This window comes from Paraburkholderia sp. CI2 (genome assembly GCF_014201055.1).
Taxonomy (GTDB): Bacteria; Pseudomonadota; Gammaproteobacteria; order Burkholderiales; family Burkholderiaceae; genus Paraburkholderia; species Paraburkholderia tuberum.
Genome location: NZ_JACHDL010000003.1, coordinates 1 through 26,171, shown reverse-complemented (window position 1 = coordinate 26,171; position 26,171 = coordinate 1). Strand labels below are relative to the sequence as shown.

The window sequence follows — 26,171 nt, the reverse complement described above, 5'->3', positions numbered from 1 at the left end:
TACGCCCCGAACAACGACCCCGCTTCTGAGAAACGTGATGCGGTTGACCGCCAGCAACAGCGGCTTGATGACGGGCCCAGGCACGAATAGCTACATCGTCGGCACGATGGCGACCGGCTTCATCGTGATCGATCCGGGGCCGGACGACCAGGCGCATCTTCAACGCATCTTCGCAGCTACGGGCGGCGCTATTCGAATGATCGTCTGCACGCACTCCCACGTGGATCACGCGCCCGGGGCGAGGCCACTGCAGTCCATGTGTCCGCACAAGCCACCAGTCCTCGGTCGGTCGGCCGGGCCCGCCGACAGGGCAAGCCATCACTTCGTTCCGGACCGCGAATTGCTCGATGGCGATGTGCTGACACTTGCGCATGACGGCGAGACGCATCGATTGCTGGTCGTCTCGACACCGGGGCACGCAAGCAACCACGTGTGCCTGGTCCTTCTGGAAGACGGACTGCTATTCAGCGGCGATCACATTCTGAATGGCAGCACGACCATCATCGATCCTCCCGACGGCAACATGACGGCGTACCTTACGTCACTCGACCGGTTGAACGCGATCTGCACCGAACGTGACATCGACTTTATTCTGCCCGCCCATGGGTACGTGCTGGACCGACCGCATGACCAGATCGCCCGCCTCAAGGCACACCGTCTCGCCCGGGAAGCAAAGATCGCCGGCGCGGTAAAGGCACTGCCGACCGGTTCGATCGACGACTGGCTGCGTCTTGCTTATACCGATGTTCCCGAAAGGCTCTGGCCAGCGGCATCCCGGTCGCTGCTTGCGCATCTCGAACGACTCGACGAACAAGGTCGTCCGACTTCGCAGGCCTGATTGCGATCGTCATGCATGCATCGGCTGCCACGCCCGCTAAAACCGGGGGCGCGGGCAGCCTTGTTCGACGGTCGTCTTGTTGCGGACTCAGCTCTCTTCTACAAGCGCGGCCAGCCGGCCATGAATGAGTGCGCGCGCCTCGCCGACCATCCGACTCACGAGTTCCGCGCAGGTGGGAATGTCCTCGATAAGCCCGATTGCGAGGCCAGCCGGAAACGTTCCGTCTTCGGTGTCACCCGTCTCGTACACTCGCTTACCGCGCTCACCGCTCACCAGCGGCTTGAGATCCGCAAACGTCACCCCCTCTTTTTGCTCGATTTCCAACACCTGCTCCGCTACCGAATTCCTGAAGATACGCGACGTGTTCTTCAGCGTGCGGAAGATCAACGCCGTATTGCGCTCGTCATGCTCTACGAGCCTGCGCTTGACGTTCTCGTGAATCGGTGCCTCCCGCGTTGCCATGAAGCGCGTACCCATATTGATTCCATCCGCGCCGAGCGCGAGCGCGGCAACCATGCCGCGCGCATCGGCAATGCCGCCTGACGCAAGCATCGGAATATGCAGTTTCGCGGCCGCGGCCGGCAACAGGATCAGATTGGGCACGTCGTCCTCGCCCGGATGTCCGGCGCACTCGAATCCGTCCACGCTCACGGCGTCGCAGCCCAACGCCTCCGCTTTCAGCGCGTGACGCACCGACGTGCACTTGTGGATGACCTTGATTCCCGCAGCCTTGAATGCGGGCATATATGGCTCGGGATTGCGTCCCGCCGTCTCGACGATCTTCACACCGTTCTCCACGACCGCTTGCACGTACTCGTCGTACGGCACTGGCTTGATCGTCGGCAGAATGGTCAGGTTGACGGCGAACGGCTGATCCGTCATTGAGCGAACCCGAGCGATCTCGTTGCGCAGCGCCTCGGGCGTGGGCTGCGTCAGAGCGGTGATGGTGCCGAGCGCACCGGCGTTCGAGACGGCGGCGGCAAGTTCAGCGCGACCCACCCACATCATGCCCCCTTGAACAATGGGGTATCGAATCCCAAGCAGCTCTGTAATGCGCGTTTTCATGTGCTGATCCCTGTGTAAGTGCAACCTGATCTTTCGACCGGCAATGGTCGAACGCCGCGTGCAAGATGCGCCGGTAGTTTGTATTTACGAACACCGTGCAATTATATACACTTCCTCCACATCGCCGACACTCGTGTGCCGCACTCGCGGACGCCGATGCGATTGCACGAGGCATGAATGATCAGGAGAGTTGATGAACAAACGAGACAATCAGATTGGCGCTGAGGAAGTGTCGATTCGCCCCACGCAGGACGAGGCGGAACAGGCCGTGCGCACGCTGATCCGATGGGCCGGTGACGATCCCGAAAGGGAAGGTCTCATTCAAACACCCGCACGGGTGGCGCGCGCATACCGCGAGTTCTTCTCGGGCTATGACTCCGATCCGATGCAGATTCTCGCCACCACGTTTTCCGAAGTGGATGGCTACGACGAGATGGTGGTGCTAAAGGACATCCGTTTCGAGAGCTACTGCGAACACCATATGGTGCCCATCATCGGACGTGCGCACGTTGCCTACTTGCCCGAGCATCGCGTGGTCGGCATCTCCAAACTCGCCCGCCTCGTCGATGTCTATGCCAAGCGCCTACAGATTCAGGAGAAGATGACCGTTCAGATCGCCGATGCGCTGAACACCGTGCTCCAGCCGAAGGGAGTCGCTGTCATTCTCGAAGCTGCGCATCAGTGCATGAGTACGCGAGGCGTGCAAAAGCCCGGCGCATCGCTGGTGACGAGCCGAATGCTGGGCGCATTCCGTGACGATCCTTCCACTCGCCGCGAGTTTCTGTCGATTGTCGGTCACAGCACGATTGCGCCATTACCCAATAGCTGAAAGCCAACGTCGGCTTCCTGCCGACGTTGGCTTTCATGGCAAATCGATGCTGGTATCCGTGGCGAGCGTCGTTGCAGGCTTGCGTCTGGCCTTAAACCTCGCTGGGTTGGCGCGTCTTTAAAGGCCGTTCGTAAGAGACGTCTTCACGATTTCGTGCACTGACGCCATTGCCCATCAGGATTTCGCGCCACGCAGTGGGCACTTCCGCAGGGGTCAGTTCGTTGATCGCTTCGGAAATGCAGACGCGGGCGGCAATCGCCCATACGCCATCACGCTTTTCGAAGCGGTCGATATAGCGCCCCACCGCTAGCGTGTCTGGCTTGACGCGATTTTCTCCGAAAAAAAGCCAGTACGTCTCCCCGTGCGCCTCGTCGCCCTGCAATTCGACGCTGTGATTGAACACCATATGGTGGTGCGACAACTGATGCTCGGTATGGTACGCAAAGGCCCAGTCGACGAATTCCTCTGCATCTCCGACGAATGCGCCGTGGTCGTCGATCGCGTCCGGATGGTACGCCGACAGCGTCAACTTCCGGTCCATGCGATCGACCCCGCGGCAATAGCGGTGCACGCATTCGAGTATGTCCTGCTTATCCAACAGTGCTTCGACGCGTGCGCTCAGTTCTTCATTCATGGCTTCTACCGTTAGATAGTCATGGCGACAAAAAAGACGACCGCACCGATCACGGCGCCAATGAAGCAACAATCCTCGCCTGTCGACAAATCGGCTTCCTGCGCTCGCGCACGGCTCGCAATCGCACATCCGATGATGCCCGCCAATGCCGTCGCCCCGAGCACGGCAAACATCATCACGACGTCGAAGAGTGCGGACCGGCCTAGCTCTTCCATGCGCAGATCACGTTGCAGCAGCCAGACCGCCGCCGCCGAAATCGACAGGAGAATGAGTGGGAGCCATACTCTACGCGCTTCCCGAGCGCTCTCGCGAGTCAGCGTTTTCATCGCGCCCGGCCCTCCGTCCGCAGCTTGCCCAGAGCACGAAGCGCCACCGCGCCCAACACGCGCGCCGCCCAATTCGATTGTTTTGCGCGAGCCGATTCGTCCGACGACGGAGCGCCCTTTTCAGCGCGCTGGCGACGATAGTCGTACGTATAGTCCGCAAGAGGACCACGAAAATCGCTGTCGAGAAAGTACATCGCATGTCTCCGATCAGGCTTATGCCTCTCGGGCGCTTGCATGGCGCCTCTTGATGGATATCCTAGGCCATGGAATATGGTTATGCAACAAGTCGTTCAATTAATGGCGTCGGTGTTTTCACTACCCGACAAGGCACAGACCGACGCGCATGCGCGAGCGCCCGCTGCGCACATGGACGTGTGTGCGAACGGGTCGGCAATCAATGGGGGAAAGGGAATTGCAGCGCCAAGCCGCGTTCTCGACGCAGCTTGGCGATTCGAACATGACACGCAGACGAGTAATCAGGAGACCTGGAAGCCGCCGTCGACAGCGAGAAGCTGACCGGTGACATAGTCCGATGCCGGCGACGCGAAAAACAACACTGCCCTGGCGATATCGGAGGCGACGCCGATGCGGCCCAGCGGCATGCGACCAGGTTGGGTGATCGGCCCGTGAGCCTGATGAACCTTCGTCGATGCGGCCGCGCCCTCGGTTGCCACGCCGCCGGGCAGCACTGCGTTCACGCGAATTCCGTCTGCTGCGAATTCGAGCGCTGCCACCTTGGTGAGGTTGTTGACACCCGCCTTCGACGCGCCGTAGTCACCGTTGTCGAAAATCACCGGCTGCAGCGAAGCCACCGACGAAATATTGATAATGGAACCGCCGTTTTTGGCACCTTGCATTCGCTTGATCGCTTCGCGCATGCAGAGGAAGGTGCCGCGCAGGTTGATGCCGAGCACCTTGTCCCACTTTTCTGCCGACGTTTCGACGAATTGCGTCTTCGGATAGATGCCCGCGTTGTTCACGAGAATGTCGAGGCGCCCAAGCTTCGCCTGCACCGTTTCGTACATCGCAAGAATCGACGATTCATCGCCGATGTCCACCTTGATCGCGATAGCCTTGCCAGACGCACTTTCGATTTGTCTGGCCGTCTGCTGCGCCGCTTCCTCATTCAGGTCCGCCGCGACCACCGCCGCGCCGGCCGACGCCAGCAGCAAAGCCGTCTCGCGGCCGATGCCTGAGCCCGCCCCTGTTACCACCGCCACTTTCTGATCGAGATTGAAAAGACTCGCCACATTCGTGCTCATTGCTCCTCCTTTGGCTCGCCGCGCGAGCGGGTTGTTTTCTGAACGTCATTCGCAAAGATAAACACACCACTTTGGAGTGTCAAGATGAACGAGAAGCGGATGACGAAAGGAGCAGCATGGACGAAGCTGTCGAGCAGTGCGGCGCGTATCACCCCGCCGCCGGCGACGCGATATCGCGCATGATGTCGAGCATCGAACGGTGGTAGGGCTTGTGAGGTCTATCGGCCCACACCAGCGACACCTCAGTTTCGCCTGAAGCCGGAACATCCTCGATGTCGACGAAGGCGACACCCTCCACGGGCAGGTATCGCGCCGAGTCCAGCATCAGACCGATGCCCAGTTCATGAGACACGAGGTTGAGCATCGTGTATGGATGGCGCGCTTGCTGGGTCACCCGCGGCGACAGCCCCGCCTCGCGGCGCGCTGTCTCGAACGCAGCGAACAGCGGCTGCGACATCTGCTGAGGGAACATGATGAGCGGGTATCGCGCGAGATCCGCGATACGAATTGAAGGCTGCGCCGCCACGGGCCACTTCGCCGGAACCGCGGCCACCACACGCAGACGCTCGATGACCACGCTTTCCAAACCGGAGACGTCCGCCGAGCTGGTGACTACCACGCCCAGGTCGATGCTGCCGTTTTTCACGCTGGCGACGGTCAAAGCACTGCCGCGCTCGATCAACCGGACGTCAACGCCCGGCCATTGCTTGCGAAGCCCCTGAATGGCTAGCGGCATGATTCGCAGCGCACACATCGGCACGAACGCTACGCTCAGGCTCGCCAGTTCGTCGGCGGCTTGCCGCACGCGCCGCTCGGCCAGCTCCGCTTGCGCGATCAGTGGCTTCGCTTCCGCGAGCAACGCGGCTCCGGCGGCTGTGAGCGAAACGCCTCGCGGTGTACGTTCGAGCAGCTTGATACCGAGCTGCTCCTCCAGCCGCATGATCGACTGGCTGAGCGGCGGCTGCGCCATGCCCAGGCGCGCAGCCGCGCGGCCAAAGTGCTGGGTCTCCGCAACCGCAACGAAGTGTCTGAGATGCCGCAATTCCATGACGTGATATGGCTTTGATATCGGGTGTCCCCAGCATATCGCCTTTGTCCCGTTGCGGTGCACTACGGACGAACCCTGGTCATATCGGGTGCGCACTATCTTGACGTCCAGCACCGTTCAACATACATTTTAGAATGTCGTTCTACAATACGAACAATGACCAAGGCGGCTCGGGTGAGTCGCATCCGCTATCAATAGCCGCGCCGCCGCGGTTAAACAGGAGACACAAGTGAAGAGCCTCGAAGAAAAACTCGCCTATGGCTTAAAGGTATTCGGCGAAATCATGGGTGAAGACAAGGCAGCCGGCTTACGTGCCGCAAGCGAGTCCACCGGCTTCGGATCCGACATTTCACGCCTTGCCATCAACTACGCGTTCGCGGATGTCTGGGGCGACGACAAACTCGAGCGCAAGCAGCGCAGCCTCGTCACGCTGGGCATTCTCATCGCCAGCCGGCAGACGCTCGAACTGAAGAACCACGTCCGCATTGCCGTGCGCAATGGTCTGAGCGCACGCGAACTCGAAGGGGTGCTGATTCAGGCGCTTCCGTATGCCGGGTTCCCCGCCGTCGCCTCCGCTACCACGGCCGTTCTGGAGACACTGCGGGAACTTGGCATCGACACCACGACCCGCACTTCGGAAGAACGCGGATTGCTGTGAGCCGACATCAGAGCGCCCCCGCGACCAAAGGAGACAATTTATGAGCACACCAAGCGTGGATATCGTGCCGACGATGCGCGAATTCAACGTTTCCAATGGCCTGCTCGGCAATCACGCCGAGTTGCAAGAACGCTGGAACGACGACGGCTACCTGTTCTTTCGCGACGTTCTCGACCACGAGCCGCTGGAGCGCATGCGCGGTCTGCTTGTTGATCACCTCGACAGCAACGGCTTCGTGGACCGCAACGACCGAGACGTGCGATGGACTGGCAAAGACCGCGAAAATTTCAGCTTTTTTCCCGTGAAGGCGATGAACGAGCAGGGTGCGGCACGCACCGTGATGGAAGACCCCGCAGTTCGTGCATTCTTTCAGCGGCTGTTCGGCGTACCGCTTTATTGGGTACCTTTCACCGAATACCGCACGTCGCCGCCCGCTATCGACAAAAGCCGCACACGGTTCGACTTCATTCATGAAGATGCGATCTACAGCGACCGCCTCGATTTCATCATTTGCTGGATTCCGCTCAGCGATATCGATGCGCGAGTCGGCGGACTGGCCGTCGCGGAAGGATTGCATAAGCTTCCGTGCCTGCACAGGAAGGACGGCGACAAAATCGTTCCCATCGATCTCGCGAGCGTGCCAGAAGACGCATGGCGCCGCACGAACTACCGCTTGGGCGACGTCCTGTTGATGAGCCGACGCACGCCGCACTCTGGTCTCAGCAATCATTCGGACCGTTTTCGTCTGTCACTCGACACGCGCATCCTGCCGCACGGCGGAAGTTTCCCGTTTGAGCCCCGCCTGCCCTATGTGGGCACGCTGACGTCGATCGCATCGGACCAGATCGTTGTGCGCGACGCGCATGGTGAACATCTGTTGCGACTCGACGACACGAGTTATCTGCGCGGCCTCCAGGGCAACCGCCTGCGCGGAGACGAAATTGCCGGGGTTTATCAGCCGGGGTCCGAGGTGATCGTTGCACATGAAGGCGGCCTCGTTCAAACGCTGCGCCCGCAGCATTGATCGTCGTGTCAGGCGCAAAGACGAAGCTTCGTCTTTGCGCCTCGCGCCATTCGCCTTGCTCTCTGGCGTGGCAGCTCTGAGGCATCGATCACTGGCATCCTTTGCTCGTTGATTTATGAACATCGTGCTAATATCGGAACGAATGCTTGTGAGCAACCAGGCCGCGAGCCTGCAATGGCTGTCACAGGGTTAGCGGCATCGCGCGCAAGCCGCCCAGGCGTGACACGCCTGGCCAACGTCTAAGGTTCGACCTCGGGACAAGTCATGATCGATTCATCCGCCGCGGTACTCGTCATCGGCGCCACTGGCGCACAAGGAGGCGCCGCGGCTCGCCATCTTCTTGCGGCTGGACGCAAGGTACGCTTCCTGACACGCAATCCAGACTCGCCGGCTGCGCGGGCACTCGTCGACATGGATGCGCAGGCGCTACGGGGAGATCTGGACGACCGCGACTTGCTCGCAAAAGCGATGGAGGGCGTCGGTTCCGTCTTCTCCGTTCTCCTGCCTGATTTTGATCGCAGCGACAGGGAACGCCGCCAGGGTTTTGCGCTCGTCAACGCAGCGCGCAACGCGGAGGTCCCGCAGTTCGTTCACACCTCCGTGGCGCAGGCCGGCAATCATGAGACGTTTCCTGGCTGGAGCGAGCAACGTTGGAACCGAAAATACTGGACGGACAAATGGGACGTGGAAGAGGCCGTTCGCGCCGCGGGTTTCGAATCGTGGACGGTCTTGCAACCGGCATTCATGATGGACAATCTCGCTGAGCCGAAAGCGGGTGCGATGTTTCCGCACCTGCGCGAAGGCTTGCTGCTCAGCGCATTGCTACCCGACGCACGACTCGACTGGATTGCCGCCGACGACGTGGGCGCGCTCGCGGCCAGCGCGCTAAACGATCCGCAACGCTGGCACGGTGAGACCGTGCCGCTGGCGTCGGAAAGACTCACGATGTCTGAAGTTGCGAATCGCCTCGGCAACGTTCTGGGCGCACAGATCAACGTTTCGCACGTGTCACCGGATGAAGCCCGAGCAAAGGGTCTCGCACCTGGATGGGTGAATGCACAGGAATGGATCAACGCGGTCGGGTACCGCGTCGATATCGATTCGCTTTCCGAACGTGGTGTCCAGCTCACCCCGATGGTGGACTGGATCGATGCGAATCGACAGCACATCGTACTCGCATAGCTGGTCGATGGACCGCGTGTGCAAGCCTCAGGTAATGGAAAATCCGCAATGAACGATCGTGTCCCCTCATGGTTCGACCACGCCATGGCCCAGCCGCGTCGATCTCACTTCACCGAAGGCGGCGGGGTGACTGTCCATTATGTCTCGTGGAACGCCGCAGACACCGGTAAGCCGCCACTTGTCTTCGCACACGGTTTTCTCGGGCACACGCACTGGTGGGACTTCATTGCGCCCTTCTTCACCGATCGCTTTCGCGTCTTTGCTCTGGATTTCCGCGGCATGGGCGAGAGCGCCTACAGGCAGGAATACAGCGCCGACGTTTTCGTGCGCGACCTCGTCGCTGTCGTGGATGCAATCGGCTCTGGACCGTGCGTCTCGGTGGGCCACAGTTTCGGCGGATCGCGTCTGCTCCAGGCGTGCGCGACCTTTCCCGATCGTCTCTCGCATGCAGTCGTGCTCGATTCGTATTTCATGCTACGCGGCGAAACCTTGCCTGCAGTGGAACGACGCCCGCCGCCCCGCCCCTATCCGGACTGGCGTACTGCACTCAGTCGCTTTCGACTCATCCCGGAACAAGATTGCGAGCCGTGGCTGCTCGAGCATCTCGCGCGGACATCACTTCGTCAAACCGCCGACGGCTGGGTATGGCGCTTCGACCCGAAGTTGCGGAATCTCCAGCCGGTCGAAGGCGAAGAAGACCTGCTGACCCGCATCGCGGTTCCCGTCAGCTACGTGCACGCCGAGTGCAGCAGCGTGGTCAGCGCCGATCGCGCGCGCCGCATCGTAGCTGCGATTCCCGGCGCGAACGGTCCCATCACGATGCCACGCGCAGGCCATCACATGATGCTTGACCAGCCACTCGCGCTGGTGAGCCTCTTGCGAGCCTTGCTAGCATGAATTCCAATCCGGGCGAATCGAAAACTGCGCCGTGGTCGAGCGGTTTGCCTCTTGCGGCCCTGATTGCGCGCGCCGTCGAAAAGCACGGTGCGACGCCACTCCATTTTCATACCCAGGCCGGTGCCTACACTTGCACCACCGAGTCCCTGCTGCACGACGCGAAAGAGATTGGCAAGGCACTCACAGCCCTCGGTCTGCGTCGAGGCGATGTGATCGCGATACAGCTTCCCACTCAGCGCGAGACTGCGCTTCTGTATCTGGCTGCACTGGAGATCGGTGCGGTACTCGTGCCGATCGTACACATCTACGGTCCCGCCGAAGTCGGCTTCATCCTTCGGCAATCCCGCGCCCGCGTTCTGTGCGTGCCCGATTTCTGGTCCCGAACCGACTACCTGGAGCGTGTCGCCGCGCTCGGCGACACGCCCGACCTCGAGCGCGTGATCGTCGTTGGCAATCGGGCGCCCTCGAACGGCATCACGTTTGGCGCGCTGCAACGACTCGCCGCGACAACGCATGAACAACGCCCTGCTGACCCGCCAACGTCGGAAGACATCTGCCTGCTGCTGTACACGTCAGGAACGACAGCTTCGCCCAAAGGCGTGCAGCACTCTCATCGCACAGTAGGCGCAGAGTGGCAGATTCCGTTCATCGACGGGCCTGGTCCGTATCTCACGCCCTTCCCTGCTGGCCATATTGCAGGCTTCAATTTCCTGTTGCGTCCATTCATTACAGGCACCGAGATGGTGTTCATGGACCGATGGGACGCCTCGCTTGCCGCGCGACTGGTCGATGAGTATCGCGTGCGCCTCTCGGGCGGCACACCGTTTCATCTCCAGGGGCTCCTCGAAGCCGCCCGCCGCGACGGGCGCAGCCTGGCGTCCCTCGCTTCTTACGGTCTCGGCGGCACGGGTGTCACGCCGGAGCACGTCGCCATGGCCGATCGGGCCGGCTTCGCGGGAACCCGCGCATACGGGCTGACCGAGCATTCGACAGTGAGTGTCGGCTGGGCCGATTCGCCTTTTGATATCCGGGCCTGCACGGACGGTCGCATTCAACCCGGCTCGCAGGTGCGCGTTGTCGACGAGTTGGACTGCGACCTGCCTGCCGGACGCAACGGCGAGATTCTGATCAAGGGACCGGAGCTGTTTGTCGGCTACACCGACCCGGCGCTCAATGCGGTCGCGTTCACTCACGACGGATGGTTCCGGACCGGCGATATCGGCCGTCTCGACGCAAACGGCTGCCTGACCATCATGGACCGAAAGAAGGACATCGTCATTCGCGGAGGAGAAAATATATCGTCGCTCGAAGTAGAGCGAGTTCTTGCCACTCACCCGGCCGTGCGCGATGTCGCCGTCGTGGCGCAGCCAGACGCACGATATGGAGAAAGAGTCTGTGCGGTCGTCGTCTTGCACGAACGCATGTCGCTCGACCTGATCGCAGTCCAGACCCACTTTGCCGGCGCGGGCGTGGCGAAGCAAAAGACGCCCGAGCAACTTTGCATCGTTGCAGAACTGCCGCGCACGCCTTCGGGAAAGGTGCGAAAAGGCGATCTGCGCGAGCAACTTTCCGCGTAGTAGCAAATCAGCGGGTGCTTATCGAGCGGAGCCGTCCCGGCGCGACTTGAAAAACCGATCTCGTTGCATTGACACCTGATCGGACGAAACGAGCCGATCGTAGATCGCACGCGCTGCGGCCATGCCGGCATCGAAATCGGGTGACTCGGCTGCGGCGGCGATGGCATCCAGACACTGGCTTTCTATTGCATCGCTACAGCTGAGGCGTGAGCGCGCTTTAGCGACAATGGAAACCGGATCGCCATCAGGCAATGGCAACCGGCGAATCAATGGCAACGATGTACCGCCTATCTTCTCACGCGCAAGCTCGATCGCAAGGCGCGACATTTCATGCCCATCGCCATCGACGATCCGGTCAAATAACGCGCTGCCCCGGAAGGTTCCCGCGCGCACGATTTGAGCACCAAGAATGAATTCGATCGACTTCGCGAAGCCCAGCACACGCGGCAAGCGCTGCGTGCCGGACAAAGGGATCACGCCGAGCTTGCATTCGGGCAGACCGATCTGCGCATTGTCCGCGACCACACGGTAGTGGCACACCAACGCGGTTTCCAGACCACCGCCAATGGCAAACCCGTGGATAGCGGCTACAACCGGCTTGTCGCTCGCCTCGATCACCGGATGAACGTGCAGCGACAATGCTGGCCAAGCTGTGGCAGCGGAAGTGCCGAACTCGCGAATATCACCTCCCGCGGAAAAGCCGCGTCCACTGCCATTGAGTACGATCGCGCGAACCCGCGCGTCGCACCGGGCCGCTTCAAACGCAGCAACGAGTCCGCGACGGATTCCCAGACCTAATCCGTTGACTGGCGGATGGCTCATCGTGACGATAGCGATTTCGTCTTCTACACGATACTCGACGTCGGCGAAGCGATGCGGCTTGCAATGCGTCATCGGTTATCCGCTGTGGCGTTTGACGATGGCGGGCACTGTGCGCCTAACGGTTGTTAGCAAGCCCCTGCCCACGCATACACGCTGGGCCAGTTGTGCTGCGTCGAGCGACCATTTCCGACATGCTTTGCCTCCTACATTATTCCCGGCATTCACATTTTTGAATATCGATCTCAAAACTGTACTCCTGCGGAGATGGCGACGTCAAGTGCGTGTCGCTCAGCGCCTGGTGGGTTATCGGCCCATGAGGTCATGAATCTCGTGATCGAGTGCCGCCATCGCGAACCGAGGCGCAACTGCACAATTGTTGACTTCGACCTGCCACTCCACCGGATTCACGAGCCAGAAGAACAGCCCATAGACGATGTGGCGCCGGTAGGCATCTAGCGCGCTTTCAAATGACGGCGGGTTGTTGACGCCGTGAAAGGAGAGCCGCTCAAGATAGTATTCGAGCAACGCGCGCTCCCATCTCGGCCGATCCGCGATATCCAGAGCCGATATCAGGAAGTACGTGACGTCATGAGCCCACGGTCCGCGTCGATATGACTGCCAGTCGAGAAAGCCGGGCGTGCCGTCGCGGTCGAAATACAGGTTTCCGAGGTGAACATCGCCATGGAGAAACGTCATCGGCCCGATGCGGTCGAAAGCGCGCAGATCGAGGAGCGCCCGCTCCATCCAGTCACGATCGTGAAACCGCTTTGGCACGGCGGCCCCGCGCGGCAACTGTGTATAGCTGGCGAACACCTCGGGTTTCAACTGGCCCCAGTGATAGGTGCCGGACTCGCCATCGGGCAGCGGGTCTTGCGACGCGAGCCACGCCAGTTCGCCATCGCTTTCGAGCGCAGGCGATTGCCAGAACTGCGCGTGCCACCGCGCTTGCGCGTCCAGGTTTGCCGCCGCCTGCGCAAACGTCAGCGTCCGCTGCACGCGACAGAATTCCACTTCCCGTGAACGTAGATCCTCGAGGATCACGATCGACTGCCCGCTTCGACTGTCGGTCTCTGCATAGAAGCAGGCAGGCACATTTGCACGCAAGCAGGGATGGACTTCCTTGAAGAACTTCGCCTCGTATTCGTATATGTAGGCGTTCAAGTTCCGGTACTCGGGTACGAAACCGCCCTTGACGATCAGAGACTCCGGCAAGCGAAGCTCGCGCCCTGTTGCGTTGTAAGCAAGACGCACCCTGACTTTGGTAGCCGTGCCGTACATCACCTCGTCGATGGCCAGTGATTCGACGGCTACCCCTTCATGGCTGCGCGCGAGCGCCGACGTCAGCCACGAAGAGGTGATGTCCTCAACCTGCAAAGGAAGCGTGCCGGTACCTGGCTGCGGTCGGTGCGATTCCATCCGGGCGGGGCTTCTTTTCGCAACATTCATCTTGGCGCCTTCCTGTGAGGTTGTATGTGCGTTCGTGCCGACATCATCATTGCCGGACCGACGTTCTCCACGCGCATGTTGTGCGGCACGTCTGAAGACCCGCAACGAGGGAAATCCCGGCTGGTATTATCGTTGCGTTTTTGGAACGATGTGCGTATTTTCGCTCACCGTTTCGACGAGGCCCGCTAGCACCGCGCTGAGTCGCTTCATTCCTGCCGTTCGTTAGAGCGCGGGATTGGTGAAACCAGCTCACTCTAATTGTTCCCCACGGTAACCATTGCGCGTCGGACGTTGTCGCTAGAATTCGTAAAAAACGACACGCAGCCCCCTGGAGATAACTCGATGACCACATCCTTGCTTGAGCGGCTATTCGGCATCAGCGGAAAAATCGCTGTCGTGACTGACAAGGGATGCAATTCCAGCATCGATATCGCCCCTGTGCTGGCCGAGGCTGGCGCACGGGTCGTAGTCGCCGATCACAGCGCAGCGCACATGCAATCGGTCGTCGACAAGATCGTTTCGGCGGGCGGCGAAGCAATCGCTATCGAGGCAGACGTGGAACGTGAAGCCTCCGTGATTGCGTTGTTCAATCAGGTCAGCGCAGCCTGGGGTAGCCCGGACATCGTGGTCAATTGCGCGGCCATGACCAATAACGGGCCGCTTACGGAGTTCTCCGAAGCCGCCTGGGACGAAGTGATGGCGATCGACCTGAAGTCTGTGTTCTTTTGCATGCGAGAAGCGCTCAGGCACATGCTCGCCGCAGGCCGGGGTGGACGCATCGTGAACGTGACTACCATGGGAGCCACGCATGCCGTACTGAATGGTAATGGCGCCTACGGTGCCGCGCGAGCAGGCGTAGCGGGTTTAGTGCGCTCCGCAGCGCTGGACTATGCCCGCGACCAGATTCTCGTCAACTGCGTGCTTCCCGGTGCAGTGCCCGGCAAGGTTCAGTTTCATCCGGATATGCAGGCTCGCCTGAAAACAGGAAAGCTCACGGGACCCGGTACGGATGTGGAGCGACGTCTGCCGCTTGGATGGGGCGATCCCGCCGATATTGCCGCCGCGGTGCTGTACCTCGCAGGGCCGTCAGGCCGCTACATGACGGGCCAATCGATTACGCTCGACGGCGGATTTCTGCTTAGCTGAAGACGTCCGCACCCAATCATCTTCACTGTCTGGTGAATTCCGATGAACTACAAACGATTGGGCCAGAGCGGCAAGACTGAAGCGAACCGAACAGCGCGACCTTCATCGACACTCGAAACGGAGCATTCCATGTTTAGTGAAACCCAGATCGGCGCGCACCTCGCGCAGAGGTTCAATCTCACGGGCAAGACCGCCGTTGTTACCGGCTCTGCGCAAGGTCTCGGTCGCGAGACTGCGCGACTGCTCGCCGAGGCCGGCGCCAAGGTCGTGATTGCCGACTTGAACCCCGATGCGGCGTCTGCAACAGCGTCGGATATCGATGCGGACGGCGGCATTGCGATGCCATGCAAAGTCGACGTGGCCGACGAAGCATCCGTCAAGGCACTATTCGCAGCCGTCGATACGAAGTTTGGCGGTGTCGACATTCTGATCAACAACGCGGCGCATCGTTCGAAGGCCGAATTCTTTGAAATGTCCGTCGAACAATGGGACCAGATGCAAGACGTCACGCTGCGGGGCACGTTCCTGTGTTGCCGAGAGGCTATCACGCGCATGAAGGCGAACGGCGGCGGCTCGATCGTCAACATCTCCTCCGTTGGCGCGCTTCGACCCACGCTGTGGGGCGTCAACGCCCATTACGACGCCGCCAAGGCCGGCGTGGACAGCATCACGCGATCACTGGCCAGCGAGTTCGCGGCCGACGGAATCCGCGTCAATTCAATCCTTCCAGGCGGCATGGCCAGCGAGGGCGGCAAGAACATCAGCGCGACGTTCAAGATTCGAGGGCCGATCGTAGGCGCAGGACGGATTCCGATGGGACGAATGGCCGCCCCGATCGAAATTGCACAGAGCGTATTCTTTCTCGCAAGCCCTGCCGCAAGCTATGTCACCGGGCAGATCATCGCCGCGGACGGCGGCTTCACGGTCAGCTAGGCGGACTCCACGACCATCGCGGATCGCCCTCTATCCACGACCCGACCCATAGTTCGCTCGCGATCGACTGCTACCGATACAGATTGCTATTCGTGCGCAAAGACACGCGCTTGTCACGATCTCTTCGAAAGGCTTATCTCAGCAAGGGGTCTTCTCTAATTTTTCCATCAGTGTCAGAGCATTAGGTACCGCCTCACCGCGCGCGGTATTGTCGAAAATACACCAGACCTCGGAGTTAGAGTTTCGAGCGTCCAAAATCCGCGCAGCCACCGCTTCGATGAACGGCTCGTCGTATGCCGAATAATAGATCTCCGGCGAGCCATGCAAACGGATGTACAGCGTACCCGGATCACCGACCGGTTCGACGCCGGCGATCGGCGACGGATGCGCGCGCACGCAAGCGATCCCCGCATTTTTCAGCGTTTGCGCGCCCTCCTCGGTAAACCACGTTGCGTGGCGCGGTTCGCAGACGATATGCGCTGCCGTGAGGCCGCGCAGCAGCGAAAAAAAATCTCGCGCCGGGACCGTATCCAACGCCAGGCGGGGCGGCAACTGAAGCAACAGGCACCCCAGTTTTTCACCCAACGGCGTGACCTCACGCACGAATTCTTTAACGGTGGCATCCGCGTCGCGCAACCTGAGCTCGTGCGAAATCCTCCGTGGAACCTTGACAGAGAACCGGAATGCATCGGGCACGCTTGCAGCCCACCGAGCATACGTCTTCGGCTGGTGCGAACGATAGAACGACGAATTGATTTCAACCGCAGAAAAGATCCGGGCATACCGCTCGAGATGGCTTCCGTGCGCAGGAAACCGCGCCGCTACCTTGGCCGACAGTCCCCATCCTGCACAACCGATTCGTATCGGCGATGCCGTGCAACGGTTCTCGCGAGGCGTCGCATGATTCGGGGGGGTTTTATCCGGCAAGGTCGGAGCCCATATTGGGTTTCTCAGTACGCGGAGTGACCGACAGATTCTCGCACTGACGTGAATTCAAGGTAGCGGGAACAGGAGATGCATAGCTCTGCAGGATAGCCCGACGAGTGCTGTCCGATTGCGTCGCAAGTATTGATCGGATGCCACCCAACCACAGGAGATGTCATGAAACCCATCCTCTACCGCCGGCTACTCGCGAGCGCGATCACGATAGCTATCGCCGCGATGTGCGCGGGCTGCAAGCCCGCCGATAAGGCGGGTGGAACAGCCAACTCGGATTCGGCGGCGAGCAGTTCGCCGTCCGCCGCAAGTCAGTGACAAACAGATGACCGCATTGCCGTGCGTGGACGTGGCAGTCCTGTCCACGCACGTCCACCCTGCTTCACCGCTTTGCTATTGCGGCAACGCATAGGCAATCACGTAGTCGCCGAGCTTCGTACCGAATGAGCCGTGACCGCCTGCCGCAATCACCACGAACTGACGTCCGTTGACCGAATAGCTCATCGGCGTTGCCTGCCCGCCGGCGGGCAGACGCGCCTGCCAGAGCTGCCTGCCGTTGTTCACGTCGAAGCCGCGAATGTAGTTGTCGGCCGTCGCGCCGATGAACGCCACGCCGCCCGCCGTGATGATCGGGCCGCCGAGCATCGGCATCCCCATCTTGAACGGCAACGGAATCGGCGAGCTGTCCCGCACCGTTCCGATCCGCTTCTTCCATACGATATGGTTGGTCTTCAGATCGATCGCCGAAATGAAGCCCCAGGCAGGTTGCTTGCAAGGAAGACCGACCGGCGACATGAACGCATTCAGTGTCACGCCGAACGGAACGCCGTATTGCGGCTGAATTCCGGTCTCCGTCCCCGAACCTTTCGCGCCCGGTACCGGCTGAATCGGATTGCCCGGGCCACGCGGAATCAGCCGCGAAACGAACGGCAGCGCAATCGGATTGGCGACCGCAATCTGGCGATCTGTGTCGACCGCCATGCCGCCCCACTCGAACATGCCGAGATTGCCGGGAAAAACCAGCGTCCCCTGCACCGACGGAGGTGTGAAGGTGCCTTCATAGCGCAGCTTGTGGAACATGATCCGGCATACCAGCTGGTCGTACATCGTGGCGCCCCACATGTCGGCATCGGTGAGATCCTTCGATGGCCGGAATGTCAGTCCGGAGAACGGCTGGGTAGGCGAAACATGGTCGCCGGGCGCCGCACCCTGCGGCACCGGACGCTCCGGAGCCGGCACCACCGGCACGCCCGTGCGCCGGTCGAGCACGAACAGGTTGCCGGTTTTGGCCGGCGCATACACGACAGGCACGGTATTGCCCTTGACGTCGGTAATGTCCGCGAGCGTGGGCTGCGATGGCAGGTCCATGTCCCACAGGTCGTGGTGGACCGTCTGATAGAACCACGCGAGCTTGCCCGTCGACGCGTGCAGCGCGAGCAGGCCACTCGCGAAACGCTCCTGCTCCGCCGTCCGGTTGCCGCCCCAGATGTCCGGCGTGGTCACGCCCATCGGCAGATAGACGATGTCCAGCTTGGGATCGTATGCAGCGGGCGCCCACGAGTTCGGGGACGTGAGCGTGTAGTGACCGCCGGCGGGAGGATTCTGATTCGGGTCCTTCGCGCCCGGGTCGAACACCCACAGCAGTTCGCCGGAACGCACATCGAAGCCGCGGATCACGCCCGACGGCTCGCGCGTCGAATAGTTGTCCTCGACCGCGCCCGCGACGACGATCACGTCGTTCGTGATGACCGACGGCGAGGTCGGCTCATACATGCCGGGGGTCGTCACCGGCTGGTTGTGCTGGAGATCGAGATCGCCGCCGTTGGCAAAGGTTTTGCACAGCGCCCCTGTCTCCGCGTCGAGCGCATACAGGTGGCCATCGTTGACGGGCAGATAGATGCGGCGCATGCAGGCCCCGGCGGTCGCGGCAGTCGCAGCGGGCGCCGCGGCCGATGCTGCCTGCTGATCCGGCGCAGCGGCCGATGCGCCCGAGGGCTGATCAGCCCTCGGCGCGGGACCTGCCGCGGAAAGATCGACGTAAGACACACCACGGCAGGTCACGTGCTGGAACGACGGATCGGCCTTCAGTTGCGGATCGAATTTCCATTTCAACTTGCCGGTCCGCGCATCCAACGCCCATAGGATCTGATGCGGCGAGCATAGAAACAAGGTCTCGCCGATCTTGATCGGCGTGACTTCGTCCGTAATCTCGACGGGGTCGTTGGGGCCTTTGCTATCCCCGGTCCGGAAGGTCCACGCGACCTGTAAGTCCTTGACGTTTGCAGGCGTGATTTGAGTCAGCGGGGAATAGCGGGTACCGGCCTGGGTGCGCGCGTAGGCCGGCCAGTCGGCGGCGCTATCACCGGTCTCTGCGGGGGCCGCCGATGCCGCACTGAAGCTCCCGTTGACCGTTTGCGGGTCGTTGAAGTTCGCGTAGATGAGCACGCCCGCCCAGACAGCCAATGCAACGACGAGCGAACCAATGCCGAGCCCGCGTGCGCCCTCCATCCGCCAGCTCACGAGCAGCAGTAGCCACACGCCGAAAATGACCAGCACCCCGGAGCGCGGAGCCAATGCCCAGAAGTCCGTGCCGGACTCCCACAGTGCCCAGACCGCCGTCGCAATCATCACGAGCGCATAGAGAACGAGCGCAGCGGGCTTGCGCCGGTAAAGCAACCACGTCACTACTGCGAGCAGCAGGCCCGTGATCAGGTAGTACCACGACCCGCCTACGGCAATCAGCCATGCTCCGCCGATCACGAGGTAAAGCGAAGTGAGCGCGAGAAACACAAGTGTGATGGCACCGATGACGACTGACCAACCGGGCTGTCTCGACATGATGATCTTCCACCCTAATCAAGAACGACGTGCGCGCGCAGACCGCAAAAGATGGGCCTGGTCTGTCCTGTTGTTCGATGCAGGCGCCTGACTTCTCGCGGGTTATCGCGCGTGCAGCGATGAGATCGAACCTGCCGCGGACATGCAACCGATACCTCGCTATCTGACCTGTTGGCCCAGGTGGTCGAGAGCATAGCGTCGGCAATGCTCAAGATATGCCGCTTCGTTGGCGACGGTCAATTGAATCATGCTGCGCCACAGCGATGATGACGCATCGAGCGATCTCGGCCCCTTGCCTGTCAGCCCCGCATAAAAGCCCTTGGCGCCCGCTGGGCAGGAGGCGGGAGATCTTTTGAGGGCGCTTTTTTCACCCTTCGAATACGGCGCCGATGATCGCCAGACTGCTGGGCACGAAGAGCGCCGCGCCAATGCCCTGCACCGCGCGGGCGGCGATCAGCGAACCCGCGTTCGGCGCAAGCCCGCAAGCGGCCGACGCCAGCGTGAAGACCCCGATGTCTCGCACGGGCTCGCTTGCGCAGCGACGATGTGCGCGGTCTTCGCTGTCGTGGCGCGCGATCTTCTTCCTCAACGTCCCGCTTGCAGCGGTGACGATTGCGCTCGCGATTTTGTCGGTGCCGAACAGCCACAAGCTCGATGCGCCTCAACAGTCGGACTGGCCCGGCGCGCTGAGCGCGGCAGCGGGGCTCGCCGCTCTCACCGATGGCCTGACCCAGGCGTTGGCGCATGGCTTCGGGCATCCGCTCGTACTGTGCGCGATCGGCGTCGGCGTGTTTGTGCTGGCCGCATTCGTGATGATCGAAGCGAACAGCCGTCACCCCATGATGCCGCTCGACGTGTTCCGCTCGCGCGATTTCACCAGCGCCAGCCTCGTGACGTTGCTGCTCCACTTCGGTCTGGGCGGCGTACTGTTCTTCCTGCCGTTCACGCTGATCCGCGCACATGGCTACACCGCAACCGAAGCGGGCGCGGCGCTGCTGCCAGTGCCGGTCATCATCGGCTCGTTGTCGCGCTTCACCGGCAACCTGACGAGCCGCTTCGGTTCACGGGCGCTGTTGAGCGCTGCCCCGGGCGTCGCCGGAATCGGGTTCGTGATGCTCGCGCTGCCTTTCGTGCGCGGTAGCTAGTGGGCCGGATTCCCCTGCGCTTGCCGTGCTCGGACTCGGCATGACCATCACGGTCGTGCCACTCACGACGACAGTGATGGAGTCGGTGCCGGCCGACCGCGCAGGCGTCGCATCCGGCATCAACAACGCGGTTGCACGCGTAGCCAGCCTGCTGGCGATCGCGGTGCTCGGCATCGTGTTCGTGTGGTCACACCACGCGGAACTGTCGGCGCGGCTCGACGAACTGCACGTTCCTCAGGGCGCACGCCAGACCGGGCGGTTGCTGGAGCCGGACGCGCAAACCGGGGCGGCAGCCGGCGATGCTCATACGGCGCCGCAGACACCCGTGGCGCAGGCGGAAGCCGACGCCATCACTGACGCGCTGCGCGCCGTCGCGCTGGTGTCCGCCGCGTGCGCATTCGCAGGAGCGGGTCTCGCGGTGGCGACCATCCAGCCCGCAAGTGATGTGCTTGGCGTCGCCGGACGCGCCTGCTTTCGGCATCCATACTTCGATATCCGCTGAAACGTACGGCCTTCAGGCAGGCAACGATTATGCGCGGCCCGCTGACGGATCGCCGTGTACACGTTTACTACCAATCGCGCCGCAACCATGTGCAGGGACTGAGCCGTGGACAAGGTGCGGAACCCTTCCTGAAAATCCCGTGAAGCAATGAGGGGGGTGGCCGAGTCCTGACGAATGCTCTGCGCATTCTTTCGGTATCGCCAAATCCGGTCTCTCTGGCGATCACTGCAAGTGAGAGTTCTCCGGTATCGACGAGGCTGCGAGCGGCATCGACCCGCAGGATGAGCAAGACCGACCAGGTTTTGTACGCCAGCAAGACGCGTACGTCGTCGGGCGGCCGCGACGGCGAAAGATAGCCGCCCACGCCCGTGCCGAGCTCCAGCTCGGCGTCGACCGTCAGGTCGGCCGGCAGCGCAACCTTCAACATCGACATCGTCTGAACGCCGTCTCCATGACGAAATGCGGTGCCTGGAGCGCGCGGGGTGTGCGCTACTCGAATGCAACGAGGGCTTGCGGCGAAGGTGGCAGCGGCGTCACCGTTACGTTGGAAAAGCCGGCTTCGCGGCCCATTTGCTCGAGTTCGCGCGCGGTGTACGCGTCGCCTTGCGGCGTGGACGCAAGCATCATAAAGGAAAACGCGGCTGCGAACGGCGGCGACACGCGATCCTCGTCGGGAACAAATTCCACCGCGAGCGCTCGCCCTGCGGGACTGAGGCTCCTGCGGACTTTGGAGAGTAATTCCACGCAGGTTGGCGGATCGAAGTGGTGCAGGAAGTTCGTGACCAGCGCCAGATCGAAATTCGTACCCCAATCGACTTCGAACGCACTGCCGGCGACCGTGCGGTAACGCGAACTGACACCGGCCGCTGCGGCGTTCTCCGTCGCGACCTCGAGAACCGGTTGCCAGTCGGTCGCCACGATTTCCGCGCCGGGGATCGCTTCGGCGATCGCGATTCCGAACAGCCCATGCCCGGCTGCAATGTCCAGCACGCGCTTCAATGCCTGAGGCCGCGCACTCACGTGTTGCGCGATGCTCTGTGCGGTTTGTGTCACGAACGGTGCCATCGCACGCGCGAACTTCACCCAGACGGGATGCTCCGGCGCGATGTTGCCCAGCCCCACGGCTCCTCCGTTGCGAACGAACGCGGCGGGGTCGTCCAGCCACAGTGCCGTCATTTCAGGAGCCGCCAGGAAATCCACGATGCTCCCCATCCAGGCCGGCGAGGAAGTCGTCAGGAATGCGGTGGTCGACGGCGTCAATCGGTACTGTCCCGTTTCCTTCTGCAGAAACCCGTGCACGGTCAGAAAGTCGCAGAGTATGCGCACACCGCGCTCGGCGGCCTTTACCCGCTCGGCTATACGCTTAACGTCGCCGTGCTCGTCCGCTATCGCGGTGAACAGATCGAGCTCGACGGCGGCTTTCACCGCGGCAGTCTTCTGATAGGCGATCGCGGCATCGACGAAGGCCTGCGGAGAGATGTCGTCCATGGGTCGGTAGCTTATCGTGAGATAGCCTGCAATCAGGTGTTTGAATCGAATCTTTCCTGGCGGGTTTTCAACGCGTTTGTGCAGCATGGGGCTTCTGATAAGCCTAGTCGAATAATGGCTACGTGTCGAACCTCTGGTTGGAGCGGGGGCGAGCGGCCACTCCGCAGGCCTGCTCGCACTCGGCGGAATCCCGAATTGGTGGCGCTGGCGCGCTCCGTTACTCTCGGCCGGAACCCGAATTTCCGGGTTGGGCCGCAAGCGGTCCTCTGCAAACGCATGACGAACGTCTCTTGATGAGACGCGACCCGCCATTCGGCCAAGGGACCTCGAAAAACGATTCCTAAGTCGAGGCAGTTTATTTTTCAAGCGCCGTGTTAGGCGGCTTAGACTTCGATTGCCATGCTGATCTATGACGCCTTCGGGCAATTCGTTCCCTGTGCTGCTCGCCCAATTTCTGGCGCATGCGTTCGATGTAGTCGTTAGCACCGCTGACACCCTCGGCGTTCAGTGCGTTGGTCGACGCCATCAACGATGAAGCCGCCAGCTTCTACAAAAAGTACGGCTTCGTGCCGCTTACCGATGAACCGCTCGCGCTGTTCCTGCCGGTAACGGGCCGCATCGGCGAACCCGCAAGCCGCGACGATGCCGCTCGCCGTGTGTCACCGGGCCGGGCGGTTGAAAGCGCCCGGCCACCCGGCTGATCGCCAATCAACTTCCTTTGTAGATCGAATGATCGGAGGCCCACTGGGTCGGTCGCCCCGAAGCGGCCGAACCCGATTTCACGCCACCGTAGCCACTGGACGCCTGCTGCTGGGCCGCCACGCTCGCCAGCGCTGCCTGGATGTTTGCCGGGTAGTGCGCGTCACTGTGGTTGCGGTCGTAGCCCGCTTTCTGCAGCTGGACGAGTTCCGCGCGCACCTGCTCGCGCGTCAGGGGACCGTTGTTGTGAGCGGACGCAACCGTGGGCAGAGCGAGGACCGACACGAGCGCGAGAACGGGGATGAGTGCTTTAGCCATGATGAAATCTCCAATTTTGAGCGTCAGAAACAGAAAGAAAAGACTGGTTAGCGAAACAACGACCGCCGGGGCGGAAGCCTGTGCTAAGTCGTTGAAGCAGTTTATCTGCTTACCATCTCATTACAATCACCTTTCACCCAACAGAGCGTTTCCGCGTCTGCAACGTCGCTAGGCTTCTATCCGCACAAAAACGCTTGAACGGAATGGCGGTTAGCAGTTCGGCATCAAGTTTGACGGCTTAATGCCGTATACAAACATCATGTGTGATTTGTTTATCAACCGTGTGTTGGCGCTTGCGCTGCCCGCTTCCTTCGTCTTGCGCCTTGCGCACGCCTCGTCATCGGCTTCCCATTTAATTTATCCATGTTCAAGAATCTAAGTATCCGTGCCCGCCTAGCGCTGGTAATGGCTTTTCTCGCCGTGCTGCTGATCCTCGGCGGCGTCATGGGGATCGTCGGCGTGTCGATGGCCAACAACGATGTGCAAGAGCTTTATTCCAACAACCTGGCCTCTTCGGAGGCGCTCGGTCGGGCGAGCGTTTCACTAGCGAGAGCGCGCATCTGGACGTTCTGCATCGCACTGGATCCGACCGGTTCCGTCGTACCGCAACAAGCGCAGGACGCGCGGGATCTGCTCGCCGCGTCGAAGCAGGCGTGGGACGCGTATCGTGCGCTGCCGTTCTCCGGACCCGAGGAGGCGAGCCGCGCGGCTGACGTGAATTCGAAGCTTGAAAAGCTCCTCGCGGATGGCTTCGAGCCGATGTTCAGCGCGATTGCCGCTCACGATGTGGCGAAGCTCTCCGACCTTACCTTGCACCAACCACCATCCCTGTTCACCGATGTGACCAACGGCATGGACGCACTTGGCCAGACCCAGGTCACGGCTGCCCGCGCGACGTTTGAGGCTGCGCGGGCCCGCTTCCACGCGTTCGTCTGGGTAGCCCTCGCCGGTATGCTGATGGCGCTCGGTGCGGCGGCACTGGCCTGGCGGTCGCTGCAGCGGGCAATCGGCACGCCCCTTGCCCAGGCACTGGGCCATTTCAGGGCGATTGCCGACGGCGACCTGACGACGCAGGTCGAGGTCCGCACGCGCGACGAGATGGGGCAGCTGATGAGCGGCCTGCAGGCGATGCAAGGCAAGCTGGTGCAGACCATCAGTGTCGTGCGGGACGGCTCCCGGTCGATCGACACCGCCGCGCAGGAAATCTCGGCCGGCAACCTGGACCTGTCGCAACGGACCGAAGAGCAGGCCGCGTCGCTGGAGGAAACCGCCTCGTCCATGGAGGAACTGACCTCGACGGTGCGCCAGAACGCCGACAACGCGAGGCAGGCGACCACGCTGGCCAGTACGGCTTCGGGCGTCGCGCAACACGGCGGGGAAGTGATCGGACGCGTGGTCGAGACGATGCACGGAATCTCCGATAGCTCAGCCAGGGTGGCCGAGATCATCAGCGTGATTGAAGGCATCGCGTTCCAGACCAACATCCTCGCGCTCAATGCCGCGGTCGAGGCGGCCCGCGCTGGTGAACAGGGTCGCGGCTTCGCGGTCGTGGCGGGCGAGGTCCGCACGCTCGCCCAGCGCAGCGCCACGGCGGCCAAAGAGATCAAGGACCTGATTGGCGAGTCGGTGACCCGGGTTGACGCCGGCTCGAAGCTGGTCGAGGAAGCCGGCAGCACGATCAACGAAATTGTCCAGTCGGTGAAGCGCGTGACCGACATCATGAGCGAGATCGCTGCAGCATCGCAAGAGCAGAGCATCGGCATCGGACAGGTCAACACGGCCGTCACCCAGATGGACGAGGTGACCCAGCAGAATGCGGCGCTGGTCGAGCAAGCCTCGGCGGCAGCACAGTCGCTGGCCCAGCAGGCCCAGGGATTGCGTGACGCGGTGGCCGTCTTCAAGGTCGACAACCGGGGCACTTCCCCGTCACGGGTGATTGCCGCGGGGAGCGAACCGCAGCGGCCTGCACCGAAAGCCCGCACGTCCCGTCCCGCCACGTTGACAAGGCTAGAGACGGCGCCCCTGGTTACCCCGGACAGGCCTGCAGTGGTTGCGGCCGGCACCGGTGCTGCAGACTGGCAGTCATTCTGAGCGGAACTGAAAATTGAACCAAACCAACGACGCACTTGAACAGATGGCCAAGCTCGTGACCGCCAACACGAAGGCAATGAGCGCGCTTGGGGCGCGGGCGATGGTGCTGGGCAAGTTTCGTGATGCCGCCTTGCCCCACCTGACGGCGTTACAGCGCGCCGGGATTGCCAGAGCATTCCGGCAGGGCATTGAAGAAACCATGTCACTGATGGACGACGTGCCCCTGCCCGCGGAATATCATTCGGCGATGCTCGAACTCACCAATGTCATCCTCGCCACACTCGGCCCAAGCCGGGCCTCGCCCCTTTGAGCGAGCCGGAACGGCCGCTTTTGAATGGCGGATTCAACCGGTCGATGCAATAGTTTGCTGGAATCGGTCGCGGGCAGCAACTGCGCTGTCGCGCAGTGTTGATCCGGGAAGGATCAACAGCGAAACACGCCCGCGAAAATCAACAGGATGGATCGCT

Annotated in this window: 26 protein-coding genes and 2 pseudogenes; 14 read left to right on the top strand and 14 right to left on the bottom strand. The window is 61.6% G+C overall.

What is annotated here, in order from left to right:
* Positions 1 to 16 precede the first annotated feature (16 nt).
* Positions 17 to 838 (top strand): annotated as a pseudogene (locus tag HDG32_RS05730) (MBL fold metallo-hydrolase); the annotation flags it as partial.
* An 87-nt stretch (positions 839 to 925) separates the two neighbouring features.
* Here the strand turns inward: HDG32_RS05730 and HDG32_RS05725 are convergent.
* The gene (locus tag HDG32_RS05725; protein WP_184064252.1) at positions 926 to 1,903 is read right to left on the bottom strand and encodes a nitronate monooxygenase family protein; all 978 of its coding nucleotides are present in this window, start codon (positions 1,901 to 1,903) and stop codon (positions 926 to 928) included.
* A gap of 193 nt (positions 1,904 to 2,096) precedes the next feature.
* Between HDG32_RS05725 and folE the strand changes: the two genes are divergently transcribed.
* Entirely contained in the window at positions 2,097 to 2,732 is a 636-nt protein-coding gene (gene folE, locus HDG32_RS05720) for a GTP cyclohydrolase I FolE (RefSeq protein WP_184064248.1), read from the top strand.
* Positions 2,733 to 2,823: 91 nt separating this feature from the next.
* Here folE and HDG32_RS05715 read toward each other — a convergent pair whose 3' ends face one another.
* From HDG32_RS05715 to HDG32_RS05695, 5 genes are all read right to left on the bottom strand, one after another.
* Positions 2,824 to 3,366, bottom strand: coding sequence for a nuclear transport factor 2 family protein (locus HDG32_RS05715; RefSeq protein ID WP_184032187.1), 543 nt, complete (start codon positions 3,364 to 3,366; stop codon positions 2,824 to 2,826).
* An 11-nt stretch (positions 3,367 to 3,377) separates the two neighbouring features.
* Positions 3,378 to 3,692: a hypothetical protein gene (locus HDG32_RS05710; protein WP_184064245.1), complete on the bottom strand. Its 315-nt coding sequence runs from the start codon at positions 3,690 to 3,692 to the stop codon at positions 3,378 to 3,380.
* Positions 3,689 to 3,886, bottom strand: coding sequence for a hypothetical protein (locus HDG32_RS05705; protein ID WP_184064242.1), 198 nt, complete (start codon positions 3,884 to 3,886; stop codon positions 3,689 to 3,691). Before HDG32_RS05705 ends, HDG32_RS05710 begins: the two co-directional genes overlap by 4 nt.
* Before the next feature lie 282 nt (positions 3,887 to 4,168).
* On the bottom strand, positions 4,169 to 4,954 hold the full coding sequence (locus HDG32_RS05700; RefSeq protein ID WP_184032185.1) for an SDR family NAD(P)-dependent oxidoreductase: 786 nt from the start codon (positions 4,952 to 4,954) through the stop codon (positions 4,169 to 4,171).
* 148 nt (positions 4,955 to 5,102) lie between these two features.
* Positions 5,103 to 6,002 carry a LysR family transcriptional regulator gene (locus HDG32_RS05695; protein WP_090808726.1) on the bottom strand — a complete coding sequence of 300 codons (900 nt, stop codon included), beginning with the start codon at positions 6,000 to 6,002 and terminating at the stop codon, positions 5,103 to 5,105.
* A 229-nt stretch (positions 6,003 to 6,231) separates the two neighbouring features.
* Between HDG32_RS05695 and HDG32_RS05690 the strand changes: the two genes are divergently transcribed.
* The 5 genes from HDG32_RS05690 (at position 6,232) to HDG32_RS05670 (ending at position 11,340) form a co-directional block, all read left to right on the top strand.
* Positions 6,232 to 6,660, top strand: coding sequence for a carboxymuconolactone decarboxylase family protein (locus HDG32_RS05690; RefSeq protein WP_008917662.1), 429 nt, complete (start codon positions 6,232 to 6,234; stop codon positions 6,658 to 6,660).
* Positions 6,661 to 6,733: 73 nt separating this feature from the next.
* Positions 6,734 to 7,684 (top strand): phytanoyl-CoA dioxygenase family protein, encoded by a 951-nt coding sequence (locus HDG32_RS05685; protein ID WP_260335904.1) that lies wholly within the window; start codon positions 6,734 to 6,736, stop codon positions 7,682 to 7,684.
* Positions 7,685 to 7,948: 264 nt separating this feature from the next.
* Positions 7,949 to 8,866, top strand: a complete 918-nt coding sequence (locus tag HDG32_RS05680; RefSeq protein WP_184064239.1) for an NmrA family NAD(P)-binding protein — start codon at positions 7,949 to 7,951, stop codon at positions 8,864 to 8,866.
* Positions 8,867 to 8,914: 48 nt separating this feature from the next.
* Complete coding sequence (locus tag HDG32_RS05675; RefSeq protein ID WP_184064236.1) at positions 8,915 to 9,763, top strand: alpha/beta fold hydrolase; 849 nt, start codon at positions 8,915 to 8,917, stop codon at positions 9,761 to 9,763.
* Positions 9,760 to 11,340: an AMP-binding protein gene (locus tag HDG32_RS05670; RefSeq protein WP_184064233.1), complete on the top strand. Its 1,581-nt coding sequence runs from the start codon at positions 9,760 to 9,762 to the stop codon at positions 11,338 to 11,340. The genes HDG32_RS05675 and HDG32_RS05670 overlap by 4 nt, the downstream gene beginning before the upstream one ends.
* A gap of 18 nt (positions 11,341 to 11,358) precedes the next feature.
* On the opposite strand, the gene HDG32_RS05665 is transcribed toward HDG32_RS05670, so the two are convergent.
* Entirely contained in the window at positions 11,359 to 12,234 is an 876-nt protein-coding gene (locus HDG32_RS05665) for an enoyl-CoA hydratase-related protein (protein WP_184064230.1), read from the bottom strand.
* A 231-nt stretch (positions 12,235 to 12,465) separates the two neighbouring features.
* Entirely contained in the window at positions 12,466 to 13,608 is a 1,143-nt protein-coding gene (locus HDG32_RS05660) for an aminoglycoside phosphotransferase family protein (protein ID WP_221307638.1), read from the bottom strand.
* A 342-nt stretch (positions 13,609 to 13,950) separates the two neighbouring features.
* Between HDG32_RS05660 and HDG32_RS05655 the strand changes: the two genes are divergently transcribed.
* Together HDG32_RS05655 and HDG32_RS05650 are read left to right on the top strand one after the other, a co-directional pair.
* Positions 13,951 to 14,754 carry an SDR family NAD(P)-dependent oxidoreductase gene (locus tag HDG32_RS05655; protein WP_184064227.1) on the top strand — a complete coding sequence of 268 codons (804 nt, stop codon included), beginning with the start codon at positions 13,951 to 13,953 and terminating at the stop codon, positions 14,752 to 14,754.
* Between the two features lie 57 nt (positions 14,755 to 14,811).
* Positions 14,812 to 15,687 carry an SDR family NAD(P)-dependent oxidoreductase gene (locus tag HDG32_RS05650; protein ID WP_260335891.1) on the top strand — a complete coding sequence of 292 codons (876 nt, stop codon included), beginning with the start codon at positions 14,812 to 14,814 and terminating at the stop codon, positions 15,685 to 15,687.
* 138 nt (positions 15,688 to 15,825) lie between these two features.
* On the opposite strand, the gene HDG32_RS05645 is transcribed toward HDG32_RS05650, so the two are convergent.
* Positions 15,826 to 16,614: a DUF72 domain-containing protein gene (locus tag HDG32_RS05645; RefSeq protein WP_184064224.1), complete on the bottom strand. Its 789-nt coding sequence runs from the start codon at positions 16,612 to 16,614 to the stop codon at positions 15,826 to 15,828.
* A 174-nt stretch (positions 16,615 to 16,788) separates the two neighbouring features.
* Here HDG32_RS05645 and HDG32_RS05640 point away from each other — a divergent pair, with 174 nt between their 5' ends.
* Positions 16,789 to 16,941 (top strand): hypothetical protein, encoded by a 153-nt coding sequence (locus tag HDG32_RS05640; RefSeq protein ID WP_184064222.1) that lies wholly within the window; start codon positions 16,789 to 16,791, stop codon positions 16,939 to 16,941.
* A 75-nt stretch (positions 16,942 to 17,016) separates the two neighbouring features.
* Here the strand turns inward: HDG32_RS05640 and HDG32_RS05635 are convergent, their stop codons facing one another.
* Together HDG32_RS05635 and HDG32_RS05630 are read right to left on the bottom strand one after the other, a co-directional pair.
* Positions 17,017 to 19,461, bottom strand: a complete 2,445-nt coding sequence (locus tag HDG32_RS05635; RefSeq protein ID WP_184064219.1) for a glucose/quinate/shikimate family membrane-bound PQQ-dependent dehydrogenase — start codon at positions 19,459 to 19,461, stop codon at positions 17,017 to 17,019.
* A 367-nt stretch (positions 19,462 to 19,828) separates the two neighbouring features.
* The gene (locus HDG32_RS05630; protein ID WP_184065046.1) at positions 19,829 to 19,984 is read right to left on the bottom strand and encodes a hypothetical protein; all 156 of its coding nucleotides are present in this window, start codon (positions 19,982 to 19,984) and stop codon (positions 19,829 to 19,831) included.
* A 37-nt stretch (positions 19,985 to 20,021) separates the two neighbouring features.
* Here HDG32_RS05630 and HDG32_RS05625 point away from each other — a divergent pair.
* Positions 20,022 to 21,108, top strand: a pseudogene (locus tag HDG32_RS05625) (MFS transporter); the annotation flags it as partial.
* Between the two features lie 67 nt (positions 21,109 to 21,175).
* Here HDG32_RS05625 and HDG32_RS37185 read toward each other — a convergent pair.
* Together HDG32_RS37185 and HDG32_RS05615 are read right to left on the bottom strand one after the other, a co-directional pair.
* Positions 21,176 to 21,541 (bottom strand): hypothetical protein, encoded by a 366-nt coding sequence (locus HDG32_RS37185; RefSeq protein ID WP_184064216.1) that lies wholly within the window; start codon positions 21,539 to 21,541, stop codon positions 21,176 to 21,178.
* A 56-nt stretch (positions 21,542 to 21,597) separates the two neighbouring features.
* Positions 21,598 to 22,683 carry a class I SAM-dependent methyltransferase gene (locus HDG32_RS05615; RefSeq protein WP_260335890.1) on the bottom strand — a complete coding sequence of 362 codons (1,086 nt, stop codon included), beginning with the start codon at positions 22,681 to 22,683 and terminating at the stop codon, positions 21,598 to 21,600.
* Positions 22,684 to 23,108: 425 nt separating this feature from the next.
* Here HDG32_RS05615 and HDG32_RS05610 point away from each other — a divergent pair, with 425 nt between their 5' ends.
* The gene (locus HDG32_RS05610) at positions 23,109 to 23,297 is read left to right on the top strand and encodes a hypothetical protein (RefSeq protein ID WP_184064213.1); all 189 of its coding nucleotides are present in this window, start codon (positions 23,109 to 23,111) and stop codon (positions 23,295 to 23,297) included.
* Between the two features lie 7 nt (positions 23,298 to 23,304).
* Here HDG32_RS05610 and HDG32_RS05605 read toward each other — a convergent pair whose 3' ends face one another.
* The gene (locus HDG32_RS05605; RefSeq protein WP_184032175.1) at positions 23,305 to 23,613 is read right to left on the bottom strand and encodes a DUF4148 domain-containing protein; all 309 of its coding nucleotides are present in this window, start codon (positions 23,611 to 23,613) and stop codon (positions 23,305 to 23,307) included.
* A 363-nt stretch (positions 23,614 to 23,976) separates the two neighbouring features.
* Between HDG32_RS05605 and HDG32_RS05600 the strand changes: the two genes are divergently transcribed.
* Both HDG32_RS05600 and HDG32_RS05595 read left to right on the top strand, forming a co-directional pair.
* Positions 23,977 to 25,704 carry a methyl-accepting chemotaxis protein gene (locus tag HDG32_RS05600; protein ID WP_184064210.1) on the top strand — a complete coding sequence of 576 codons (1,728 nt, stop codon included), beginning with the start codon at positions 23,977 to 23,979 and terminating at the stop codon, positions 25,702 to 25,704.
* Between the two features lie 13 nt (positions 25,705 to 25,717).
* Entirely contained in the window at positions 25,718 to 26,014 is a 297-nt protein-coding gene (locus HDG32_RS05595) for a hypothetical protein (RefSeq protein WP_184064207.1), read from the top strand.
* Positions 26,015 to 26,171: the final 157 nt, after the last annotated feature.